Source organism: Spiribacter curvatus (genome assembly GCF_000485905.1).
GTDB lineage: Bacteria > Pseudomonadota > Gammaproteobacteria > Nitrococcales > Nitrococcaceae > Spiribacter > Spiribacter curvatus.
Genome location: NC_022664.1, coordinates 1,707,661 through 1,725,880 on the forward strand (window position 1 = coordinate 1,707,661; position 18,220 = coordinate 1,725,880).

The following is an 18,220-nucleotide window of genomic DNA, read 5'->3' on the forward strand; positions in this document are numbered from 1 at the left end:
CAGAGATTCCTCACTCTGGCCGTGAGCGGTTCTAGGGCATGGAGTGCGGTCATTCCGTCACCCGCTGATTGGCGCTGGCTACGTCGGCCCGATCAGAATCAGTCACTGCGTTGTTCATCCCCTGAATTGTACGCAGCGCTGACCCCTTTGCCAGTCTCCGGCGCCATTCCAAGCGATCGCAGGAAATCTACCAGTTGTTGCTCAAGACGGTCGGGCTGGAGCGCCTCGAGTCTAGGTTTCTGGGCCTCGATCAACTGCCCCTGTAGCTCGGCGTCGTCCAGCAAGACCGCCGCCGTAGCCGCGACGATGGCGGGATCGGCGCGATCAAGAAGCAAGCCTCCGCCGTCGACGGTATCGACAATGCTGCTCTCGGGCGCGGCATAGGCGACGATCGGGACTTCATGGATCATCGCCTCGACAAGCGGCATGCCGAATCCCTCATGCTCGCTCATGCTCACATAGAGATCGGCCCCAGCGTAGAGCGTTGAGAGGTGTTCATCACTCACCTTGCCGGTGATCTCGACCCGATTTGATACGCCGAGCCGTGCTGCCAGATCATGCAGCGCCGCGATCGCGGTACGACTCCCCTCTCCCACGAGCGTGAGGCGCACCGACTGATCCGCTATATGGGTCAGCTCCGCCAGCATGGCAACAAGGCCCTGTGGGTTTTTATGCGGCACCAAACGGCCGACAAACAGTATTTGCCGAGCGTTTTTTTGCGGCTGCAGCCTCTCCGGTGAGGGTGTTCTCCTAAACCGCTCGAGGTCGACCAGGAGCGGTATGGTGGCAGTTTTCTCCGGTGGATAACCCGCCTTCATGAGTTCGGCGTGGTTCCGGGGAGACACGGCAATCGCCCCGTTGACCGCGTGCTTCCAATCGACCAGCTGCTCACGGCCATAGGCGAGGGTCTGCCGCAGGGGGTCATCGGCCGGGAAGAAGCGCTCAGGCGTAATGTTGTGGTAAACCAATACCCTGGCGCAGGAGAGCCGGTGCAGCCAGCGCGCCGCGGGGTTGCCGCCACCGTGGTGGATGAGCAGCAGATCGGTTTGGGTCGGCTCGAGGGTTTCATAGAGCTTGACCGCATCACGCATCGACTCAGGGCGGTCCATGACATAGATCTCGGATGCGAGGCCCCACCCGCGCAGCAGTCGCTGGATGAACAACATACTGTTGCTGATGCCATCGCCCGGCGAACAGGAGACGGAGAACTGGTGGATGGCGGTGATGCTTTTCACTGGGACTTTCGCACCGCGTGATAGAGCCGTCGAACTCCTCGGTAGAGCCGCGGATAAGCCGCGAGCTCCTCTCGCATGAAGCGAGTGGCCACCAGGCGCGAGACGACCCCGCGCAGGAGTGACGGTTTTGCGGCTGACTGCGTGATGCTGGGTGGGCCGGCATCCGGTTGCCCGACGCCGATCGACCGGTTTAAGCGGCGGTCGATCTCGCGCTCAAGCGCGTCATAATCCAACTCGGGATGGGTTCTAAGGAGCCTGACACCGCTCGGCACGGATCTGGAATGGGGCGCCGTTCTATCGCCGTTATTCATCGCCGATCTGGAGCGTCACCACCTCATCCAGATACCGCTGATCGAGTTCCCGCAGGTCGGTCGGCTGGAATTCGCCGGTGGTGGTCTTCAGCCGCACCTGGGCGATGAGGTAGTCATACCCCGCTTCCGCCAGATCGCGGCGGATGCTGAATAACTGCGCGCGGGCATCAAGCACCTCGACCAGGTCGCGAACCCCCACTTCAAGGCCCTCCTCACTGGCCTCGACCTGCGCCTTGGCGGTGTCAAGCGCCTGACGCGAGACCTGGATGCGGCGCTGGGCATTGCGCAGCTCGTTGACGGCCGCCCGGGTGTCGATCACCGCCTGACGGCGGGCATCCTCCAGCGCCGCCGACTGGGCCATGCGCCGGGCCCGGGCCTCGTCCACCCCGGCGGTCAGGCCACCACCGCTGAAAAGCGGCACCTGCAACCGCAACAGTACTCGGGCGTCCGTGCCCTGGATCAGCTGATCGGTGGCGTTGGTGTCGCTGTAGCGTGCCTCCAGTGAGACCCGCGGGAAACGCTCGGCCTGGCGGACATCAATGGTCTCGCGCGCCTGGTTGAGACGCTCGCGCTCCACCGCCACGGTGGGGTTCGCGCGTCCGGCCTGCTCCATCCAGTCGCGGACACGGCCATCGGTCGGGGACTCAGACAGTGCCATCGACTGGGGCTCGGCGGCGCGCAGCGCATCGGGGTTCAGGCCGGTGAGGCGCTCCAGCCCCAGTCGGGCGGCATCCAGCTCATTGCTGGCCTGGGCGATATCGCTCAGCGCCGTCTCGAACCGGACCCGCGCGTCGAGGACATCCACCCGGCTGGCCAGGTTACGATCGAGGCGGCTTTCCATCTGGTCCCAGCGGGCGCGATAGGCATCGGCCTCGGCCTCGGCCAGTGAGCGGGTGGCCCGGGCCCGCAGGACCCGCAGATAGGCCTCCGCCACCTGCGCGGCCAGTGACTGGCGGGTCGCCTCGAATTCGGCATCCGCCACCGATAGACGCGCCCGCGACTCGGCGAGGTTGGTGGACACGCTGCGGTCATAGATCGGCTGGGTCAGATTGAGCCCATAGTTATAGCTGTCCTCCCGCGTGGTGGCGATCACCTGCTCGCGGGCGCCGGTCTCGGGGTTGAGACGGACATCACTGGTTTCATAGCGCGAGTCGGTATAGCGGGCATCGAGTGAGAGGTTGGGGAGTCGCTGCGCCTTGGCCTGATCGACCACCTCTTCCCCCGCCTCGCGCAGCGCCTCGCGCTCATCAATCACCGGCGCATACTCGAGCGCCTCCTGATAGGCCCGGAACAGGCCCACCGAGGGGGACGACCCATCGTCGTTGCCGGACTGGGCCAGGGCCGCAGCGGGGCTTCCCAACGCCAGCAGGCCGATCAGCGCGGTGCGGGATGCGATTGGCTTAGCTCTCACGGAATGCCCTCGAGGCCATTTCGGTGAACGGTTTGATCAGGTAGCCAAGGAAGCTGCGCGAGCCCGTTTTAATGAACGCCTGCACGGGCATGCCCGGCTCGAGCTGGAAATCCTCGGCGCGCAGCGTCTCGACCCCCGCCTCGTTGACGCGGATGCGGACCAGATAGTAGCTCTCGTTATTCTGCTCGTCGGTCAGCGCATCGGCGGACACCGAGACGACATCACCCTGGATGTTATTGATAAAGAGCGTGTTCAGGGCCGGGAAGCTCAGATCCGTCGCCTGTCCGACCTGGACATCGTCGATGTCATCGGGCTGCACCCGGGCGTCCACCAGGAGCGTGCGCTGCCGCGGGACGATGTCCATCAGCGGATTGCCGGGACTCACCACTCCGCCATCGCTGTGTACCTGCAGCCCCACCACCGCGCCATCAACCGGCGCGGTCACGGTGGTCCGCCGAAGCTTGTCCCGCAGGGCGATCACCCGGGCACGGGCATCAAGAATCTCGGCCTGCACCTCACCCAGACGGGTCGCCACCGTCTGGTCATACTCCTCCTGACGGAGGCTGCGCTCCATCCGGGTGCTGGCGATCTGCGCGCGGATGCCGGCGATGTCGGAGACAAGCCGGCCGCGCTCGCCGCGGTATTCATAGAGCCGCCGACGCGCCTCGCGCAGCGACTGTTTGTCGGAGAGCTGATCCTCGACCAGCCCGGACCACTCGTCCACCTCTTCATTGAACGAGGCGATCTGGGAATCCACCGCATCAAGCCGGGCGTTGAGCCCGCGGATCTGCTCCTCGAACTCCTCGATCCGCTGCGCGCGCAGGCTCAGATCCGTCTCCAGCGCCTGCCGGCGGGCGGCGAACAGCGAGCGCTGGTTGGCCATGATCTCCTCGGCCTTGCCGGGATCGTCGGCATCGGTCAGCGCCGCCGGAAAGTCGATGGCCTCATCGCCATCGCGCTCGGCGCGCAGCCGTGCCCGGCGCCCCAGCGCTGTCATCAGCCGCGACTCCACGACCGCCAGATCCGAGCGGGCCTGGGTGTCGTCGAGCTCCAGCAACAGCTCGCCCTGCTCCACCTGATCGCCCTCTTCGACGTTCAGCGACTCGACGATGCCGCCCTCAAGATGCTGGAGCGTTGTGCGATAGCCCTCGATGACCACCTGACCATTGGAGATCACCGCGCCGGCGAGCGGGGCCGTCCCCGCCCATAGCAGAAAACCGCCGAATCCGAGCACCAGCACGAGGATGCCGATCAGGGTGTAGCGGCGGAAATTGCCCGAGGCGATCGGCGTACCATCCGCCTGTGCCGCGCGCTGGCGGGGATCCGGCTGCGCGGTAATCAGCTCACCCTCAGCGCTCGGCCGCCGAAAGCGTTCCATGAGCGACTTCACTGCGCCCCCTTATTCTGGTTGCCCGCCACCCGCAGGGGCTGGGCCGTGTTGGACTGCAGACGCGAGAGCACGTCATCGCGCTCGCCAAAGGCCGCCACCTGGCCCTGCTGGAGCACGAGGAGCTTATCCATCTGGGCCAGGATGCTGCGCTTGTGGGTGACGACCACCACAGTGGCGCCCTCGGCCTTGAGCCGCTGCACCGCGCCGGTCAGCGCCTGCTCACCCGCGTCGTCGAGGTTGGAGTTGGGCTCGTCGAGGATCACCAGCCGCGGGTGGCCGAACAGCGCCCGGGCCAAGCCCACACGCTGACGCTGCCCGGCAGAGAGGGTGTTGCCGCCCACGCCGACAAAGGTGTCATAGCCATCCGGCAGCTGCAGGATCATCTCATGGGCGCCGGCCAGCTGAGCCGCGCCCACGACCGCCTCGTCCTCGGCACGGCCGAATCGCGCGATATTCTGCGACACCGTGCCCTCGAAAAGCTCGATGTCCTGCGGCAGATAACCGATGTAGGGGCCGAGCTCGTCACGGTTGTATTGACCGATATCGGCCCCGTTCAGCCGGACCGAGCCGTTGAGCAGCGGCCAGACACCCAGGATCACCCGCACCAGTGATGACTTGCCGGCCGCACTCGGCCCGATGACGCCGAGCCCCTCGCCCGGCTCGATATTAAAGCCCACGCCCCGTAGCACCGGCGTGCGGATCCCCGGCGGCGCGGCGAGGACGTTGGCCAGCTGGAGCCGACCCTCGGGCGCCGGGAGCGAGGTCTGGCGGGGCTGTTCGGGATAACCATCGAGGAGCTGGCTGAGGCGGTCATACCCCTCGCGGGCCTGCTGGATCTGCCGCCAGGCGCCGGTGATCTGGTCAAGCGGCGCCAGCGCCCGGCCAATCAGGATCGCACAGGCGATGATCATGCCGCCGCTGATACTGCCCTGCAGCACCAGCAGCGCACCCAGGCCATAGGCGAACGCCTGGGCCATGAAGCGGAACACGCGACTGGCATTACTGAATACACCCGCCCGGTCACTCGCGAAGGCCTGGCCGTTGATCGTCCTCGCATGACGGGTCTGCCAGCGCTCGCGGATCGATGACTCCATGCCCATCGCATGGATCACCTCGGCATTGCGCAGGTTATCCCCCGCGAACCGCCGGGCGTTGCGGTTGGCCTCGTTCGCACTGGCGAGCGGTGCCTTGGTGAATGCCTCGTTGGCCCAGGTCAGGCCGCCGATGATCAGCGTACAGACCACGCCGTAGATGCCGAGCCAGGGGTGGAACAGGAACATGACGCCCAGATAGACCGGCGTCCACGGCGCATCGAAGAGCGCCAGAATGCCCGGCCCGGTGAGGAACTGGCGCACGCTCGAGAGGTCATCCATCGCCTGGGGACTGCCACTGCCGCGCTGGCGGAGCGAGTTGCGGAACATGACATCGAATAGCCGCCCACCGATGCGCTCATCCATGGCGACGCCCACGCGCACCAGAATGCGCGAGCGGATGAACTGGAGGATGCCCATGAGGATGAAAAGCCCCAGCACCACCAGACTCAGGAAGAGCAGCGTCTCGGTGCTGCGCGAGCGCAGGACCCGGTCGAAGACCTGGAGCATGTAGAACGGCTGGACCAGCATGAGCAGGTTGATGAACAGACTGAACACACCCACCGCCACGAATCCCGACTTGCCGGTTCGCAGGATGCGTTTTATTTCCGGCTCATCCTGCCGGGAGGCGTCCTTCATGAGTGAACCTCTTCACGCTGATCGGTCCCGTCGTCATCGGACGACGAATTAACCGAATATGATGCCGGTGCCCGCCCGCGCTGTCCAATGACCTGATCATAGATTCGCCGCATACGCCCGGCATAGGCCGCGGCGGTGAAATGCTGGCGATAGCGCTCATGACCGCCGCGACCCAACGCCGCCGCCAATGCCGGATCGGTATGCAGCTGTTCCATCGCCGCGCCCAGCGCACGGGCATCGTTCGGCGGCACCACCCGCCCGGTCTCGCCATCGCGCACGACATAACTGGTCCCCGTACCGATCTCACAGGTGATGGCCGGCCGGCGGGCGACCCCCGCCTCGACCAGCGCCAGGCCAAAGGCCTCCGAGCGCAGGGTCGAGGGCATGACCATCGCCCGGCAGAGATCGAGCAGCGCCCATTTCTCCACCTCGGTCACGCGATCGAGGAAGACCACCCGATCAGCAACGCCAGACGCGCGGGCACGGGCTTCAAGCGCATCACGGTCCACGCACTCTCCGGCCATGACCAGGGTGGCCGTGGTGTGCCTGAGCGCCTCAATGGCCACCGGTCCGCCCTTGTAGCGACGCGTGGCGCCAAGGAACAGCATGAACCCCTCGCCCAGCCGGGCGCTGAGCTCGGCACGCGCCTGTTCGACGTCGACACCCCGGTCATCACGGACCTCGACCCCCAGCGGCGCGACCTGGACAAGCGCTTCGGGCAGACGCTGCAGGACGGGGCTTGTCCGGGCATAGACCGGTGAGGTCGCGATCACCGCATCAAGCCGACGCAGAAAGCGCTCCATCATCGGTTCGTAGACGCGCTTTAGCAGCGGATTGCGGCAGATATCCGCATGATAGGTCGCCACGCGCGGAACCCCCGGCGGCACCTGGCGATCAAGCAGATGCACGAACGGCCAGGGCAAGTGGTAGTGCACGATGTCCGCATCGCTGGCGAGCGCCCGGAAGGGTCGGCGGGCATGCAGGGAGAAGTCGGTGGCGCAGCAGGTGGCGGTGCGTCGGACGGCGTGCACACTGAGATTGGGATCCGCTGGCTGGAGTGTCCATGGCCCGTCGTTCGCGAGTGTGAAGAAGATGTGCCCGACATCTCCCTCGGGCATGCCAGCCGCCAACGCGGTGATGGCCCGCTGCACCCCGCCCTCGCGCTCGAGACTGTAGACCTTGAATGTGTGGAGGACTCGCATATTCCGCGTCGGCGTCCGATCGTTAATGGCTGACAAGGCTATCACTTTCCGACGACCGCTCGCCGATCCGCACCCACACAGTCGTAGCAATCCTGCGCCAATAGCGTTATTTTGCACATGTTTGGCATGCTAGCGTCAGGCCTTCGCGAGATGGCTCGGCAACAGGCCAACGCTGATGACCCGCCTGCTTTATAACCGTGACCGACTGCTGCCCGAACCCGAGAACACCTATGCACGCCACGATGGCAACCGGCACAGCCTCCGCCCCGGCTCCGGCGCTGGTCGTTGAGGACGATCCCGTCACCCGCATGCTGCTTGTCAAACTCCTCGAAACCGAGGGGTTCCAGGTTCATGAGGCGGCCGATGGGGAGAGCGCACTGGAGCGATTCGCGGAGCACCCGGCGCTCATCGTGCTCCTCGACGTACTGATGCCGGGCATCAATGGCTTCGAGACCTGTGCAGCGATCCGGCAGAAGGCTGGTTTTGGCGAGGCGGGCGTGCTGATGCTGACCGCGCTCGATGATACCGACTCCATCGACCGCGCCTTCGAGGCCGGCGCAACCGACTTCAACATCAAGCCGATCAACTGGCCGCTACTGCGCCGGCGCGTGCGCTACGCACTGCGGATGCAGCGCCTATACGCCGAGTCTGAGCTCAACCAGGCGCGTCTGGCTCAAGCCCAGCGCGTCGCTCGGGTGGCGCACTGGGAATACGATCCGGAGATGGCCGTCTTCCACTGGTCGGTGGAGATGCGCACACTTCTGGGTCTCGGTGAGACGAACGCGGATAACTGGCTCGCAGACCGCATCCCCGCCGATGACCGCACCGCGATCCGTGACCGCTTCAAGCTGGCGCTTCGCGACGGCACACCGTTTACCGTGGAGCATCGCGTGCTCACCGACGCCGATGGCGAGCGGGTCGTGCTCGTGCGCGGCGAGCCCACGGGCAGTGAGGGTTACTGGATCGGCACGATTCAGGACATCACTGACATCCGTCAGGCTGAGGCCCAGGTGCAGTATGTCACCCGCTTTGATCCCGTCACCGGTCTACCCAACCGTGATGCCCTGCTCGAGCGCCTGACCGAGGCCATCCTTGAGGCCGACGTCCATCAGCAGCGCGTGGGCCTGCTGGTATTCAAGCTCACGCGCTACAAGGCCATTCAAGAGAGCATGGGCAGCCCCTATGCCGACCGATTCCTGGGCGCTGCCGCCGAACGGCTGACCAGCCACCTCGGCAGCGACATCACGGTTGCCCGCCTGGGCGATGACGAATTCGCGCTCATCGTCACTGACCTGCGGCGGGATGGGGATGCAGTCCAGACCGCACTGACGGTGCGGGAGAGGCTGGTCGCGCCCATCTGGGTCGACGCTCAGGCGATCTATACCGAGCCGGTCCCGGGGATTGCGGTCTATCCCACCGACGCCGCCGATGCCGCGACGCTGCTCACCAACGCGAATGTCGCGATGCGCAATGGCGACGAGCAGAACCATCAGAGCTACTGCTTCTACACCGCCGACATGAATGCCCGCGTGATCCAGGAAATCGCCCTGGAGCAGGATTTGAGACGCGCTCTGGCCGAGGATCAGTTCACGCTCTACTATCAACCGCAGCTGGATGCAGCGGGCGAGGAAACGGTGGGCTTCGAGGCACTGCTGCGATGGAACCACCCCGAGCATGGCATCATGAGCCCAGCGACGTTCATACCGGTGCTTGAGTCCACAGGGCTCATCACTCAGGCTGACTGCTGGGTGCTTGAAACCGCCGAGCGCCAGTGCCGGGCCTGGAACGCGCGCAGTGACCGGCCCGTGCGGATGGCGGTCAATCTCTCCGCCGAACAGCTCACTGACCCCGGCCTGCTCCCCTACATCGAGCAGGCGGTGCGCGACGACAACCTGCACCCGGTCCACATCGAGCTCGAGATCACCGAGACGGTCGCCATGCATGATCTGCAGGCATCGCAATCCGTCCTCCAGGCACTGCGGGCGCTTGGCTTTAGCATTGCCATTGATGACTTTGGCACTGGCAACTCATCGCTGATGCGCCTCCGACAGCTGCCCGTCGACAAGCTCAAGATCGACAGCTCATTTGTATTCAACATGCACACCAGCGAGCAGGACGCCAGCATCGTGCGCTCCTGCATCCACCTTGCCCACGAGCTCGGCCTGTCGGTCGTCGCTGAGGGCGTGGAGGAAGCCATCCACGTCGAGATGCTGCGTGAGATGGGATGCGACATCCTCCAGGGCTTCTACTTCGGTCGGCCGCTGCCGGTGAGCGATGCCGAGGCGTTCATCCACCCGGCCTGATTACGCCTCGCAGGCACCACAACTCATGATATCGCGCACCAGTTCCTGGGACGGATTCGAGGAGCGCTGATAGTAGAGCGTCTTCACGCCCAGCCGCCAGGCCTCGATGATCAGCTGGTTGACCTCCTTCGCCTCGGCACTCGGCGGGATCAGCAGGTTGAGCGACTGCGACTGGTCGATGTGCGTCTGACGGGCGGCGGCCTGCTGGATGATCGTCAGTGGACTGATTTCATCGAAGGTCTTGAAGACCGCCTTTTCGGCCTGGCTGAGGCAGTCCAGGTGCTGCACCGACCCACCGCTTTGCAGAATGCCCAACCAGGTCGTCTGATCATTGCACCCGTAAGACTCAAGGACCGACTCGAGATGCGGGTTCTTGTAGGTGAACTGCCCCTTGGCAAGATCCTTGACGAAGTAATTGCTCCGCAGCGGCTCAATGGAAGGGGATACCTGGCCGAGGATGAAGCTCGACGAGGTGGTCGGAGCGATCGCGGTCCGTGTCAGGTTACGGACGCCATAACCGCTCAGCCCCTCCGGCTCGCCATAGTGGCGAGCCATTTCCTGACTCGCCTCCAGCGACGCCGCATCGATGTGCTGACTGATCTCCGAGGCCAGGCGGGCCGCCTCAAACGACTCGAACGGGACACGCTTGCGCTGCAGGAAGGTGTGCCAGCCCAGCTGGCCGATGCCAATGGCGCGCCAGCGTCTGGCGAAATGATGCGGCGATGCCATGTGCGCCAGGTGCCCGGTCTTGCGGATGTAATCGGACATCACCGCATCGAGGAACAGGGTCATCACCCGCACCGCGTCGGTGTGCCGCCACGCGTCATAGGTATCGAGATTCATTGAGGCGAGATTGCATACGAAGGACTCGTCGCTGGCCGATGGCAGGCAGATCTCACTGCAGAGATTGCTCGCATGGATCTTCCGGTCCTGATCCTTCAGGGCCCTGGGGCGGGCGCGGTTCACGGTGTCGGTGAAAAAGATGTAGGGATAGCCCGACTCCTTGCGCTTACGCATCACTTTCGCCCAGATCCTGAGCTTGCCCGCATCCGCCGCGGCCATGTCGCCGCGCTTGACGGCCTCACCCTGCTCGATCAACCCCTCCATGAAGGCATCCGATACGCAGATGCCGATGGACATGTTCTGGATGGAGTGGCCCACCTCACGAATCTCGAGGAACTCCTCGATATCCGGGTGCTCGATGTCGAGATACGCCGCAAAGGACCCACGCCGCACATTGCCCTGCGAGACGACATCGGTGATCTGCTCGAAGATATTCATGAAGTGCACGGGCCCATCGGCCTTGCCACCGGTGTTGATCGCCGATCCGCGGCCACGGATGTCGCCAAAGTAGCCACTGGTGCCCGCGCCGTGCTTGGTCTGCATCCCGATCTCGGCGGACTTCTCGAGAATCGACGCGATCTCGTCGCCGATGTAGGAGCCGTTGCAAGAGATCGGCAGCCCGCGATCGTTGCCGAAGTTCGCCCAGATCGGCGAGGACAGGCTATAGAACCCCCGCCCCATATAGTCGTAGAACGTCTCCGAGAAGCCATCGATATCAAGGATCGCCTCGGCCTTGTCACCGATTTCCCGAATCCGCTCCTCCGCCGACATCCCCTCGGGAATGTACCCGCGCGAGAGGAATGTGCGGGCGTCTTTGTTCAACCATTCGAATGCCATTATTCCGTTATCGTCCCTGATGCCTAGAAAAGGTCTTCCGCGTCGACGCCCTGGCCCTTGCTGTATTCCACCGGCGTTTTCTGGAAGAAGTCCGTCATCTTGTAGCCGAGCAGCGTCTCGTCGAACCAGAACGTCTGGTCAACCCGTGCCTGGTCGATGTGGATCGCGCTGCTGTCGAGACCGATCTGATCGATCGACTCCTTCATGCGCTTGCGGATGAACGCCTTCAGGATATCGGCATCGAGCCCCTCGACTGCGTAGTCGCCCATGATCCAGTCGATCACACCATCCTCGGCTTTCAGCGACTCCAGGCATTCATGCTCGATGCGCGCCCGCATGCCCGCGTCAAAGAGCTCGGGGTACTCGGCCCGAAGCTCCTGAATCAGCCGAATGCCGACCTTCGAGTGCACCGATTCCTCGTTCATCGTGTACTGGACCTGCTGGGAGACGTCCTTGAGGACCGCCTTGTTACGGTTCAGGTGCAGGATGATGTAGAACTGGCTGAACAGGCTGACGTTCTCGACGAACAGCGTGAACAGGGTGATCGCGTAGATGAACTGCTTACGCTGATCGGCGTAGACCTTCTCGTTGTACTTCTTGAGATAGTCGATCCGGCCCCGGATGACCGGCTCGTTGAGGTTCTCCTCGAAGACGTGGGTCATATTCAGCACGTCGAGGAGCTTTTCGTAGGCCATGTTGTGGATGACCTCGCTATTGGCCATCGCATACCCCAGGTCGTTGATGCTCGGATGGGGCAGCGTCTTGCCCAGATCGGCCCAGAAGGTTTTGACCGCCACTTCAATCTGCCCGATGGCGGACAATGCCCGGACCACGACCTCCTGCTCCTGCCGGGTCAGGTCGGTCTTGAACTGGCTGTAATCGCTGCGGAAGTTGAATTCATCCGGCGTCCAGAACCCCGCCCAGATCGTATCGATGAACTCCTTTGTCCACGGATAGAGGTCAGGCTTGCGGCTGATCTGTTCTTCGAAAAGCATTGCGACTCCTTTGCTGCGCGCTTCAATGGCCAAGCCGGCCACTGGATGCCGGGAAATGGCGACCCATGCCTCTTCGACAGGAAAAAGCTGAAGCACTACATATTGGGTATTACCGGCTAAGGAAGTACAACATAGCACAAGGAAGCGCGATCATGAACAGCATGCGCACAGGCATGGATCCGCACGAAAGGGAGAGACGGGGGCGGGTTAAGGGGTTGGAGTGATTGGAGGTGGCGAGAGGATTCGAACCCACAAGTCGGTCGATAGACCTGCGGAAATCAATCCTTACGTAGTCTTCGACCAGCGGTCATTGATCGCACGGATATGCTGGGAGTTGCAGACCAAACCCGGCACAGGGATGGTCAAGCAGCTCAAGCAGTTCGTCGTCTAGCTTCATTAACGTTACCGACGCACCGACCATATCCAGTGACGTGCAGTAATAACCGATGAAATTTCTCCAGGCGACCGCGTTGCGCGCCTCGATGCGCTCGTGGAGCCGACGGGCGATGATGAAGAGCTCCATCATTGGCGTCGCTCCTAAGGAATTCACGAGCATTGCAACCCGATCTCCAGAAACAAGATCCATTTCCGAAAACAAACGATCACAGATTCGATCTACCGCCAGGTCCGCAGTGGTTATCTCCTCGCGGGCAGCGCCGGGTTCACCATGGATACCGACCCCGACCTCCATATCTCCTGGAGCAATGTGAAAGGTTGGTCGGCTAGTCTCCGGCAGAGAGGCGGCCTCCAGCCCGATACCCATGGTGAAGGTCGCGTCGTTTGCCTTGCGCGCCAGACGCTCGCAGTCATCCAAGCCGTAAAGCCGGTCGCATGCCGCACCGGCAATCTTGAAAACAAATACGCTACCGGCGGTTCCTCGCCGCGATTCGCGGTCCTCTGCCGCCGAGAAGGCGGCATCGTCGGTTGTCAGGATCGTGCGCACGTCGATACCTTCAGCATTTGCCCGCTCTGCGGCCATATCAAAGTTCATGGTGTCGCCGGTGTAGTTGCCATAGATGTACAAAACGCCGGCCCCCTGACAGGCAGCTCGCGTGCAGTTGACGATGCGATCCGGCGGTGGCGATGCAAACACATTGCCGACGGCCGCAGCATCAGCCAAGCCACGTCCCACATACCCTAAAAAGGCGGGGTCGTGACCAGAACCGCCTCCGATCACCAGACCGACCTTGCCCTTAGGCGGCGTAGCCGATGCCTGTACAGCGCGCTTTGAATGCCCGGTGGCCTGAATGAAGTGGGGATAGGTGCGCAGGGCACCCTCAAGGGATTCCGATACTGCGTCGCGTGGTGAATTTAGAAATTTCTTAACGCCAGTACGCTCGGGGAGTGCCGACTTATCCGGTCTCGGCCAGCGATTGGAAGAACGCAGCCTTTGCGTTTCTACGCCATCCGCATGCAGTATTGCCTCACCGGTTGCAGCATCAGTAATCAGCACGTTGATCAGCTGCCCACGCAGTGCGGCAAGAATCGCCGGCACTTTGTCATACCCGCCCGCGATCGCGATTCGCGTTTCGATTGTCCGAAGGGATTCTAGGTCGATAGCCACTGTTCGATCGCTGAGCGGGCCATCCACTGGGATTCCATTGGCATCGAAGAACCAGCCGGCGATAGATCCTACCGCGCTGCGGTAGTGGTCATACTGCTTGAGACTACTATCAAAGAACCCACTTTCATGGATTGTAGAATCTCCCCGTAGCGACGAAATGCCTAAGACGATTCGATTAGCAGCCGCCAATGAAGCAAACTGCTCAGCAATGACGGGCTCCGATAGAAGCAGGGATCTTGCTTCGTGACTAGACAGGATCGCAGGTGCGGAAATGGGAATGCAACGGGCTCCAAGGCTTTCGGCAAGTTGCGAAGCGCAAGCTTCTGGAGTGTAACGAATATTAGCCGTTGTTCCACCGGTGGCTTGAATGACGCGCACGTCCGTGCGAGTTGGCACGTGCGTTGCGGCAGCCTTCGCCACCGACAACATCGTCCGTCCCCAGGTGACTGCTACGTTGTCTCCCGACTGTATCAGAGTAGACAATGCCTGCCCGCCAGCGGAACCTAATCGCTCTATTAGCGATCGAGCGCCCTCTTCACCAGGAATCGCAAGGCACTCTTGCAGGCCGAAATGCGCCTGAAGTTGCTGTGCGATAGACAACGATTTAAGACGTTCGCCCGAGATCGAGATGTTAACGATGCCATTAGCACGCGCCTCAGCAAGGTAGCTGTTCACGGTAGGCCGCGAAACATTCATCGCCTTAGCGATGCCCCCCTGGGTAAGGCCCTCTTCGTAGTACAACCAAGCCGCCCAAAGCAGCGCGTCGTCCTGGAACTTCAAAGGTGTATGCCCTGTGGAGGCCGATCCCATGTTTAGCGCGCCTCCGGCGTCGCCTCGATTGTCTCTACAAGGGCTTCGATGACAATCGATGCGGAGACTGCCCCAGGATCTTGATAACCAATGCTCCGCTCTTTCAACCGCGCTGCGCGTCCTCGCGAGGCGATCATGCTCGCGGTGGCCCGCGCCCCCTCAGCGGCCGCTTCCCTGGCGCAAAGTGCCGCCTCGGCAGCAGAGGCACCACGAGCAAGGCTGGCCTCAGCAGCAGGGGTTGCGGGTAGCCATGCGTCGAGCATGGTTTTATCACCTTCTGCCGCCTTTCCGCGTCGCGCGATACCCTGGGTGAGGCAAGCCATGAGGCGCGGGAACTCGTTCAGCTCCCACGGTGCTCCCTCTCCCATGGCTTCGGACGTATCCAGCAGCCCAGTCGCATAAAGTGGTCCAACTGTAGCGCCCACGTGACTCAGAAACTCGTCCGCTGCCTCGCGCAATAGAGCGCCGGGGATTTTTGTATGGCTGGAACCGCCACGCACAAGTGCCGCCAGAGCGGCGAATCCATTGGCCATTGACGTGCCATGATCCCCATCACCAACAAGCCCGTCGAGCTGACAGAGCTCATCACGCTGCTCCTCGAGCCGCGCCGCTGCCTCGCAGAAAAATCGTGCGATGAAGTCAGAGTCTAGTTCGGCCATACGTTCACCACCCGATAGTTCGGCAGTAGACGCCCACGCGAGCCAGTCAGGCCAAGCGGCGACTGACGTTGTCCACCAAGATGCATAAGATCATACAGCATGAGGTGGCACCGGCATCCAGCACTCCCCTTGAACGCTCACCCAATCGGCTTGAGCGGCCGATCCGCGCAATCATGTCCTGCGTGCTATCGCGACCCGCCATCGCAGCAGCTTTCGCCGCTGCCAGTCGTTCCTCAAAAGTACCCGGGGTATTGGCGAATACTTCTGTTGCTGGAGAGAGCGTATCGAGCAGTGTCTTGTCCCCGATCTGCGCTGATCCGACGTTAACAACCGCCTGCTGGCCAGCCTCGAGCATGCGCTGAAAAACCACTTCGTCTATGATCGACTCGCCACGGACAGCTTCTGCCATGTCTTCGAACATCATACCGTATAGCGGCCCCATCGACCCGCCGATTTCGGTCATGAGCACGTCGGAGAGCACTGAAAGCCCGTCGGCGAGAGAGTCTTCAGCGGCAATGCGATCGGCCGCCATTGAAAAACCCTTTGCCATATTGTTGCCGTGATCCCCGTCACCGATTTGCCCATCGATCTCCGAAAGGTATGCCTTGTTGGCGACAATACACGTAGCTACCTCCAGAATAATACCGGCATTTTTCGTGTTACTGATACCAGTCATGCAGACACCCACAGCCCCGGACTGATCGCTTCGGATGCCATCAGCTCGCGGAGCTCATGATCCAGTCTCATGACGGTCAGAGTGACACCCATCATATCCAGCGAGGTGAAGTAGTTACCCACCAATGGCTGCACGATCTCGACGTCCATGGACTGAATTCGAGACGCCACTCGATCGTAAAGAACATAGAGCTCGTTGATTGGCGTCGCCCCTAGTCCAGAGACCAGTATGCATAGCGCATCTTCGGCGGCGAGATCCTGCTCGGCCAGTACGATATCTAGCATATCGTCGGCAACATCATTCACAGGCTTGAGGTCGACGACCTCCATACCAGGTTCACCATGGTGCCCAATCCCTACTTCCATCGTGCCGGGGGCGATCTCGAAATTCGGTTTGCCGTTGGCGGGCAAGGTGCAGGGAGCGAGCCCCACGCCCACCGAGCGGGTAGAATCCACCGCCTTTTGCGCGGTGGCCCGTACCGCCTCTAGTGATGCGCCGGTGGCGGCCTTCGCGCCACCGACTTTCCACATCAGGATCTCGCCGGCGACGCCGCGGCGTTTCCTGCGCTCTGCAGCCGGTGCCGAGCAGACATCGTCGTTGGCGACAACCGTAGTCACCTCGATGCCGTCCTTGGCCGCCATGCGCGCAGCCATCTTCACATTCATGTTGTCGCCGGCATAGTTGCCGTAAAGCACGCAGACGCCGCTGCCGCTGTCGGCGGCCTTAATGGCGTCGTAAAAGCTCTTGGCCGTCGGCGAGGAGAAAAGCTCCCCAACCGCCACCGCATCAACCATGTTGTGGCCGACGTATCCCATAAACGCGGGTTCATGCCCGGATCCACCGCCAGTAACAACTCCAACGCGGCCGGATGCGGGGCCACGCCGTGAGATAACCACCCTCTGATTCTCAGGATGAAGTGTCACGAGATCGCTATGTGCTCTCGCAAAGCCTCTCACTGCCTCATCGACCAAGTCATTGGGATCGTTAATCAGCCTCTGCATAAAACCGCTCCCCGGTTTGTGTTTTCCGCCGGCCACCGTTAAGTCATGTCCGGGCCCCACTGCTCCAAACTTTACATAGTATTGCGGCTGTTTGACAAATGTCGGCGCCCTCTGGTTTGCTCTAGGTGAACGTTCGCGGCTCATCCACAGGCCATGGACATAACCGGAGGAACAATGCAGCCAGGTACATTCGACGGCCAGTTCATTTTTCTCTGTGGCATCAATGCTCTAGTGATTGTGTCCGCGCTCCTGTTTGTCGATGGTACCTTCATGAGCCTGTATAACTTCCAGTCGATGGGTGCGCAGGTTCCTGAGCTAGGATTACTGGGACTCGGAGTCATGCTAGCCATGATTTCAGGGCGTGGCGGAATCGATCTTTCAGGTATAGCGCTCGCGAATCTGGCGGGTGTCGTCGCTTACATGAGCGCTCCGCTAGTGTTCAGCGCCGAGGCCGAACCCCTTCAGTTCTTTGCGGCTTTTTGCTTCGTGGCTATCACTGTTGGTGTGATCGGGGGCACGCTGAACGGCTTACTAGTAGGTTATGCGGGGATCACACCCATTATCGCCACTCTAGCGACCCAGCTTCTTTTCACTGGCGTTGCAGTCGGACTCACAGGCGGGTCAGCACTTCGGCTCGGCTACATCCCCGTGTTCGATAAGTTCGGCAATATGCCTATCGCGGGCATCCCGAGAACCTTTGCCCTCCTGCTTTTAATAGCTATTGGACTCGCGGCCCTATTGCGCTTCACACGCTTCGGTATCCATCTCTTTTTGTTGGGCTCAAACTCCAAGGCAGCCCGTTTCGCCGGCATAAGGACTCGGTCGATACTTTTTCGTGCCTATTTTCTATCCAGCGTGCTCGCGTCGATCGCTGGTATCGTCATCGCAGCTCGGAGTTCCAGCGTTAAGTGGGACTACGGCAGCTCCTATGTGCTGATCGCGATCCTGATAGCAGTTATGGCTGGAGTTCGGCCTGAGGGCGGATACGGGCGGGTGAGCTGCGTCATCCTTTCAGCAACAGCGCTGCAACTCCTCACCAGCATGCTCAACTTTATGCAGATATCCAACTTCTTTCGTGACTTTGCGTGGGGTGTCTTATTACTCGTTTTTCTCGCGAACGCGCGTGCTCAGTGGTCGAGCTATTTGCCGCACTTCCTTAGAAAGAAGTCAACTATCACGTAATGATTAATTGTCTAGACTCCCCCGCGCGGTCCTCGACGCGCGATTAGTGGGGCATACGAGGACTGGCTTAT

At 61.9% G+C, this 18,220-nt stretch carries 13 protein-coding genes; 2 read left to right on the forward strand and 11 right to left on the reverse strand.

The window, feature by feature from the left end; genetic code table 11:
- Window positions 1-98: 98 nt before the first annotated feature.
- The 5 genes from SPICUR_RS08390 to SPICUR_RS08415 all read right to left on the reverse strand — a co-directional run bounded on the left by SPICUR_RS08390 (window position 99) and on the right by SPICUR_RS08415 (window position 7,279).
- Entirely contained in the window at window positions 99-1,091 is a 993-nt protein-coding gene (locus SPICUR_RS08390; protein WP_158499841.1) for a glycosyltransferase family 4 protein, read from the reverse strand.
- A gap of 447 nt (window positions 1,092-1,538) precedes the next feature.
- The gene (locus SPICUR_RS08400) at window positions 1,539-2,957 is read right to left on the reverse strand and encodes a TolC family outer membrane protein (protein WP_023368008.1); all 1,419 of its coding nucleotides are present in this window, start codon (window positions 2,955-2,957) and stop codon (window positions 1,539-1,541) included.
- Window positions 2,947-4,347 carry an HlyD family type I secretion periplasmic adaptor subunit gene (locus tag SPICUR_RS08405; protein WP_051373254.1) on the reverse strand — a complete coding sequence of 467 codons (1,401 nt, stop codon included), beginning with the start codon at window positions 4,345-4,347 and terminating at the stop codon, window positions 2,947-2,949. Before SPICUR_RS08405 ends, SPICUR_RS08400 begins: the two co-directional genes overlap by 11 nt.
- Window positions 4,344-6,077, reverse strand: coding sequence for a type I secretion system permease/ATPase (locus tag SPICUR_RS08410; RefSeq protein WP_023368012.1), 1,734 nt, complete (start codon window positions 6,075-6,077; stop codon window positions 4,344-4,346). Before SPICUR_RS08410 ends, SPICUR_RS08405 begins: the two co-directional genes overlap by 4 nt.
- Complete coding sequence (locus SPICUR_RS08415) at window positions 6,074-7,279, reverse strand: glycosyltransferase (protein ID WP_023368014.1); 1,206 nt, start codon at window positions 7,277-7,279, stop codon at window positions 6,074-6,076. Before SPICUR_RS08415 ends, SPICUR_RS08410 begins: the two co-directional genes overlap by 4 nt.
- A 242-nt stretch (window positions 7,280-7,521) precedes the next feature.
- Here SPICUR_RS08415 and SPICUR_RS08420 point away from each other — a divergent pair, with 242 nt between their 5' ends.
- Window positions 7,522-9,582, forward strand: coding sequence for a putative bifunctional diguanylate cyclase/phosphodiesterase (locus SPICUR_RS08420; RefSeq protein WP_023368016.1), 2,061 nt, complete (start codon window positions 7,522-7,524; stop codon window positions 9,580-9,582).
- Here SPICUR_RS08420 and SPICUR_RS08425 read toward each other — a convergent pair whose 3' ends face one another.
- From SPICUR_RS08425 to SPICUR_RS08450, 6 genes are all read right to left on the reverse strand, one after another.
- Window positions 9,583-11,262 (reverse strand): ribonucleoside-diphosphate reductase subunit alpha, encoded by a 1,680-nt coding sequence (locus SPICUR_RS08425; RefSeq protein ID WP_023368018.1) that lies wholly within the window; start codon window positions 11,260-11,262, stop codon window positions 9,583-9,585.
- Between the two features lie 23 nt (window positions 11,263-11,285).
- Window positions 11,286-12,257, reverse strand: coding sequence for a ribonucleotide-diphosphate reductase subunit beta (locus SPICUR_RS08430; RefSeq protein WP_023368020.1), 972 nt, complete (start codon window positions 12,255-12,257; stop codon window positions 11,286-11,288).
- Window positions 12,258-12,564: 307 nt separating this feature from the next.
- Window positions 12,565-14,631 (reverse strand): bifunctional sugar-binding transcriptional regulator/dihydroxyacetone kinase subunit DhaK, encoded by a 2,067-nt coding sequence (locus SPICUR_RS09805; protein WP_076742146.1) that lies wholly within the window; start codon window positions 14,629-14,631, stop codon window positions 12,565-12,567.
- Between the two features lie 2 nt (window positions 14,632-14,633).
- Window positions 14,634-15,290, reverse strand: a complete 657-nt coding sequence (dhaL, locus tag SPICUR_RS08440) for a dihydroxyacetone kinase subunit DhaL (RefSeq protein ID WP_023368024.1) — start codon at window positions 15,288-15,290, stop codon at window positions 14,634-14,636.
- A 46-nt stretch (window positions 15,291-15,336) separates the two neighbouring features.
- Window positions 15,337-15,966, reverse strand: coding sequence for a dihydroxyacetone kinase subunit DhaL (dhaL, locus tag SPICUR_RS08445; protein ID WP_023368026.1), 630 nt, complete (start codon window positions 15,964-15,966; stop codon window positions 15,337-15,339).
- A complete protein-coding gene (locus tag SPICUR_RS08450; RefSeq protein ID WP_335324068.1) occupies window positions 15,963-17,111 on the reverse strand; it encodes a dihydroxyacetone kinase subunit DhaK in 1,149 nt (382 codons plus the stop codon). Before SPICUR_RS08450 ends, dhaL (SPICUR_RS08445) begins: the two co-directional genes overlap by 4 nt.
- A gap of 30 nt (window positions 17,112-17,141) precedes the next feature.
- Here SPICUR_RS08450 and SPICUR_RS08455 point away from each other — a divergent pair, with 30 nt between their 5' ends.
- Window positions 17,142-18,149, forward strand: coding sequence for an ABC transporter permease (locus SPICUR_RS08455; RefSeq protein ID WP_041382527.1), 1,008 nt, complete (start codon window positions 17,142-17,144; stop codon window positions 18,147-18,149).
- The last annotated feature ends 71 nt before the right edge of the window (window positions 18,150-18,220 follow it).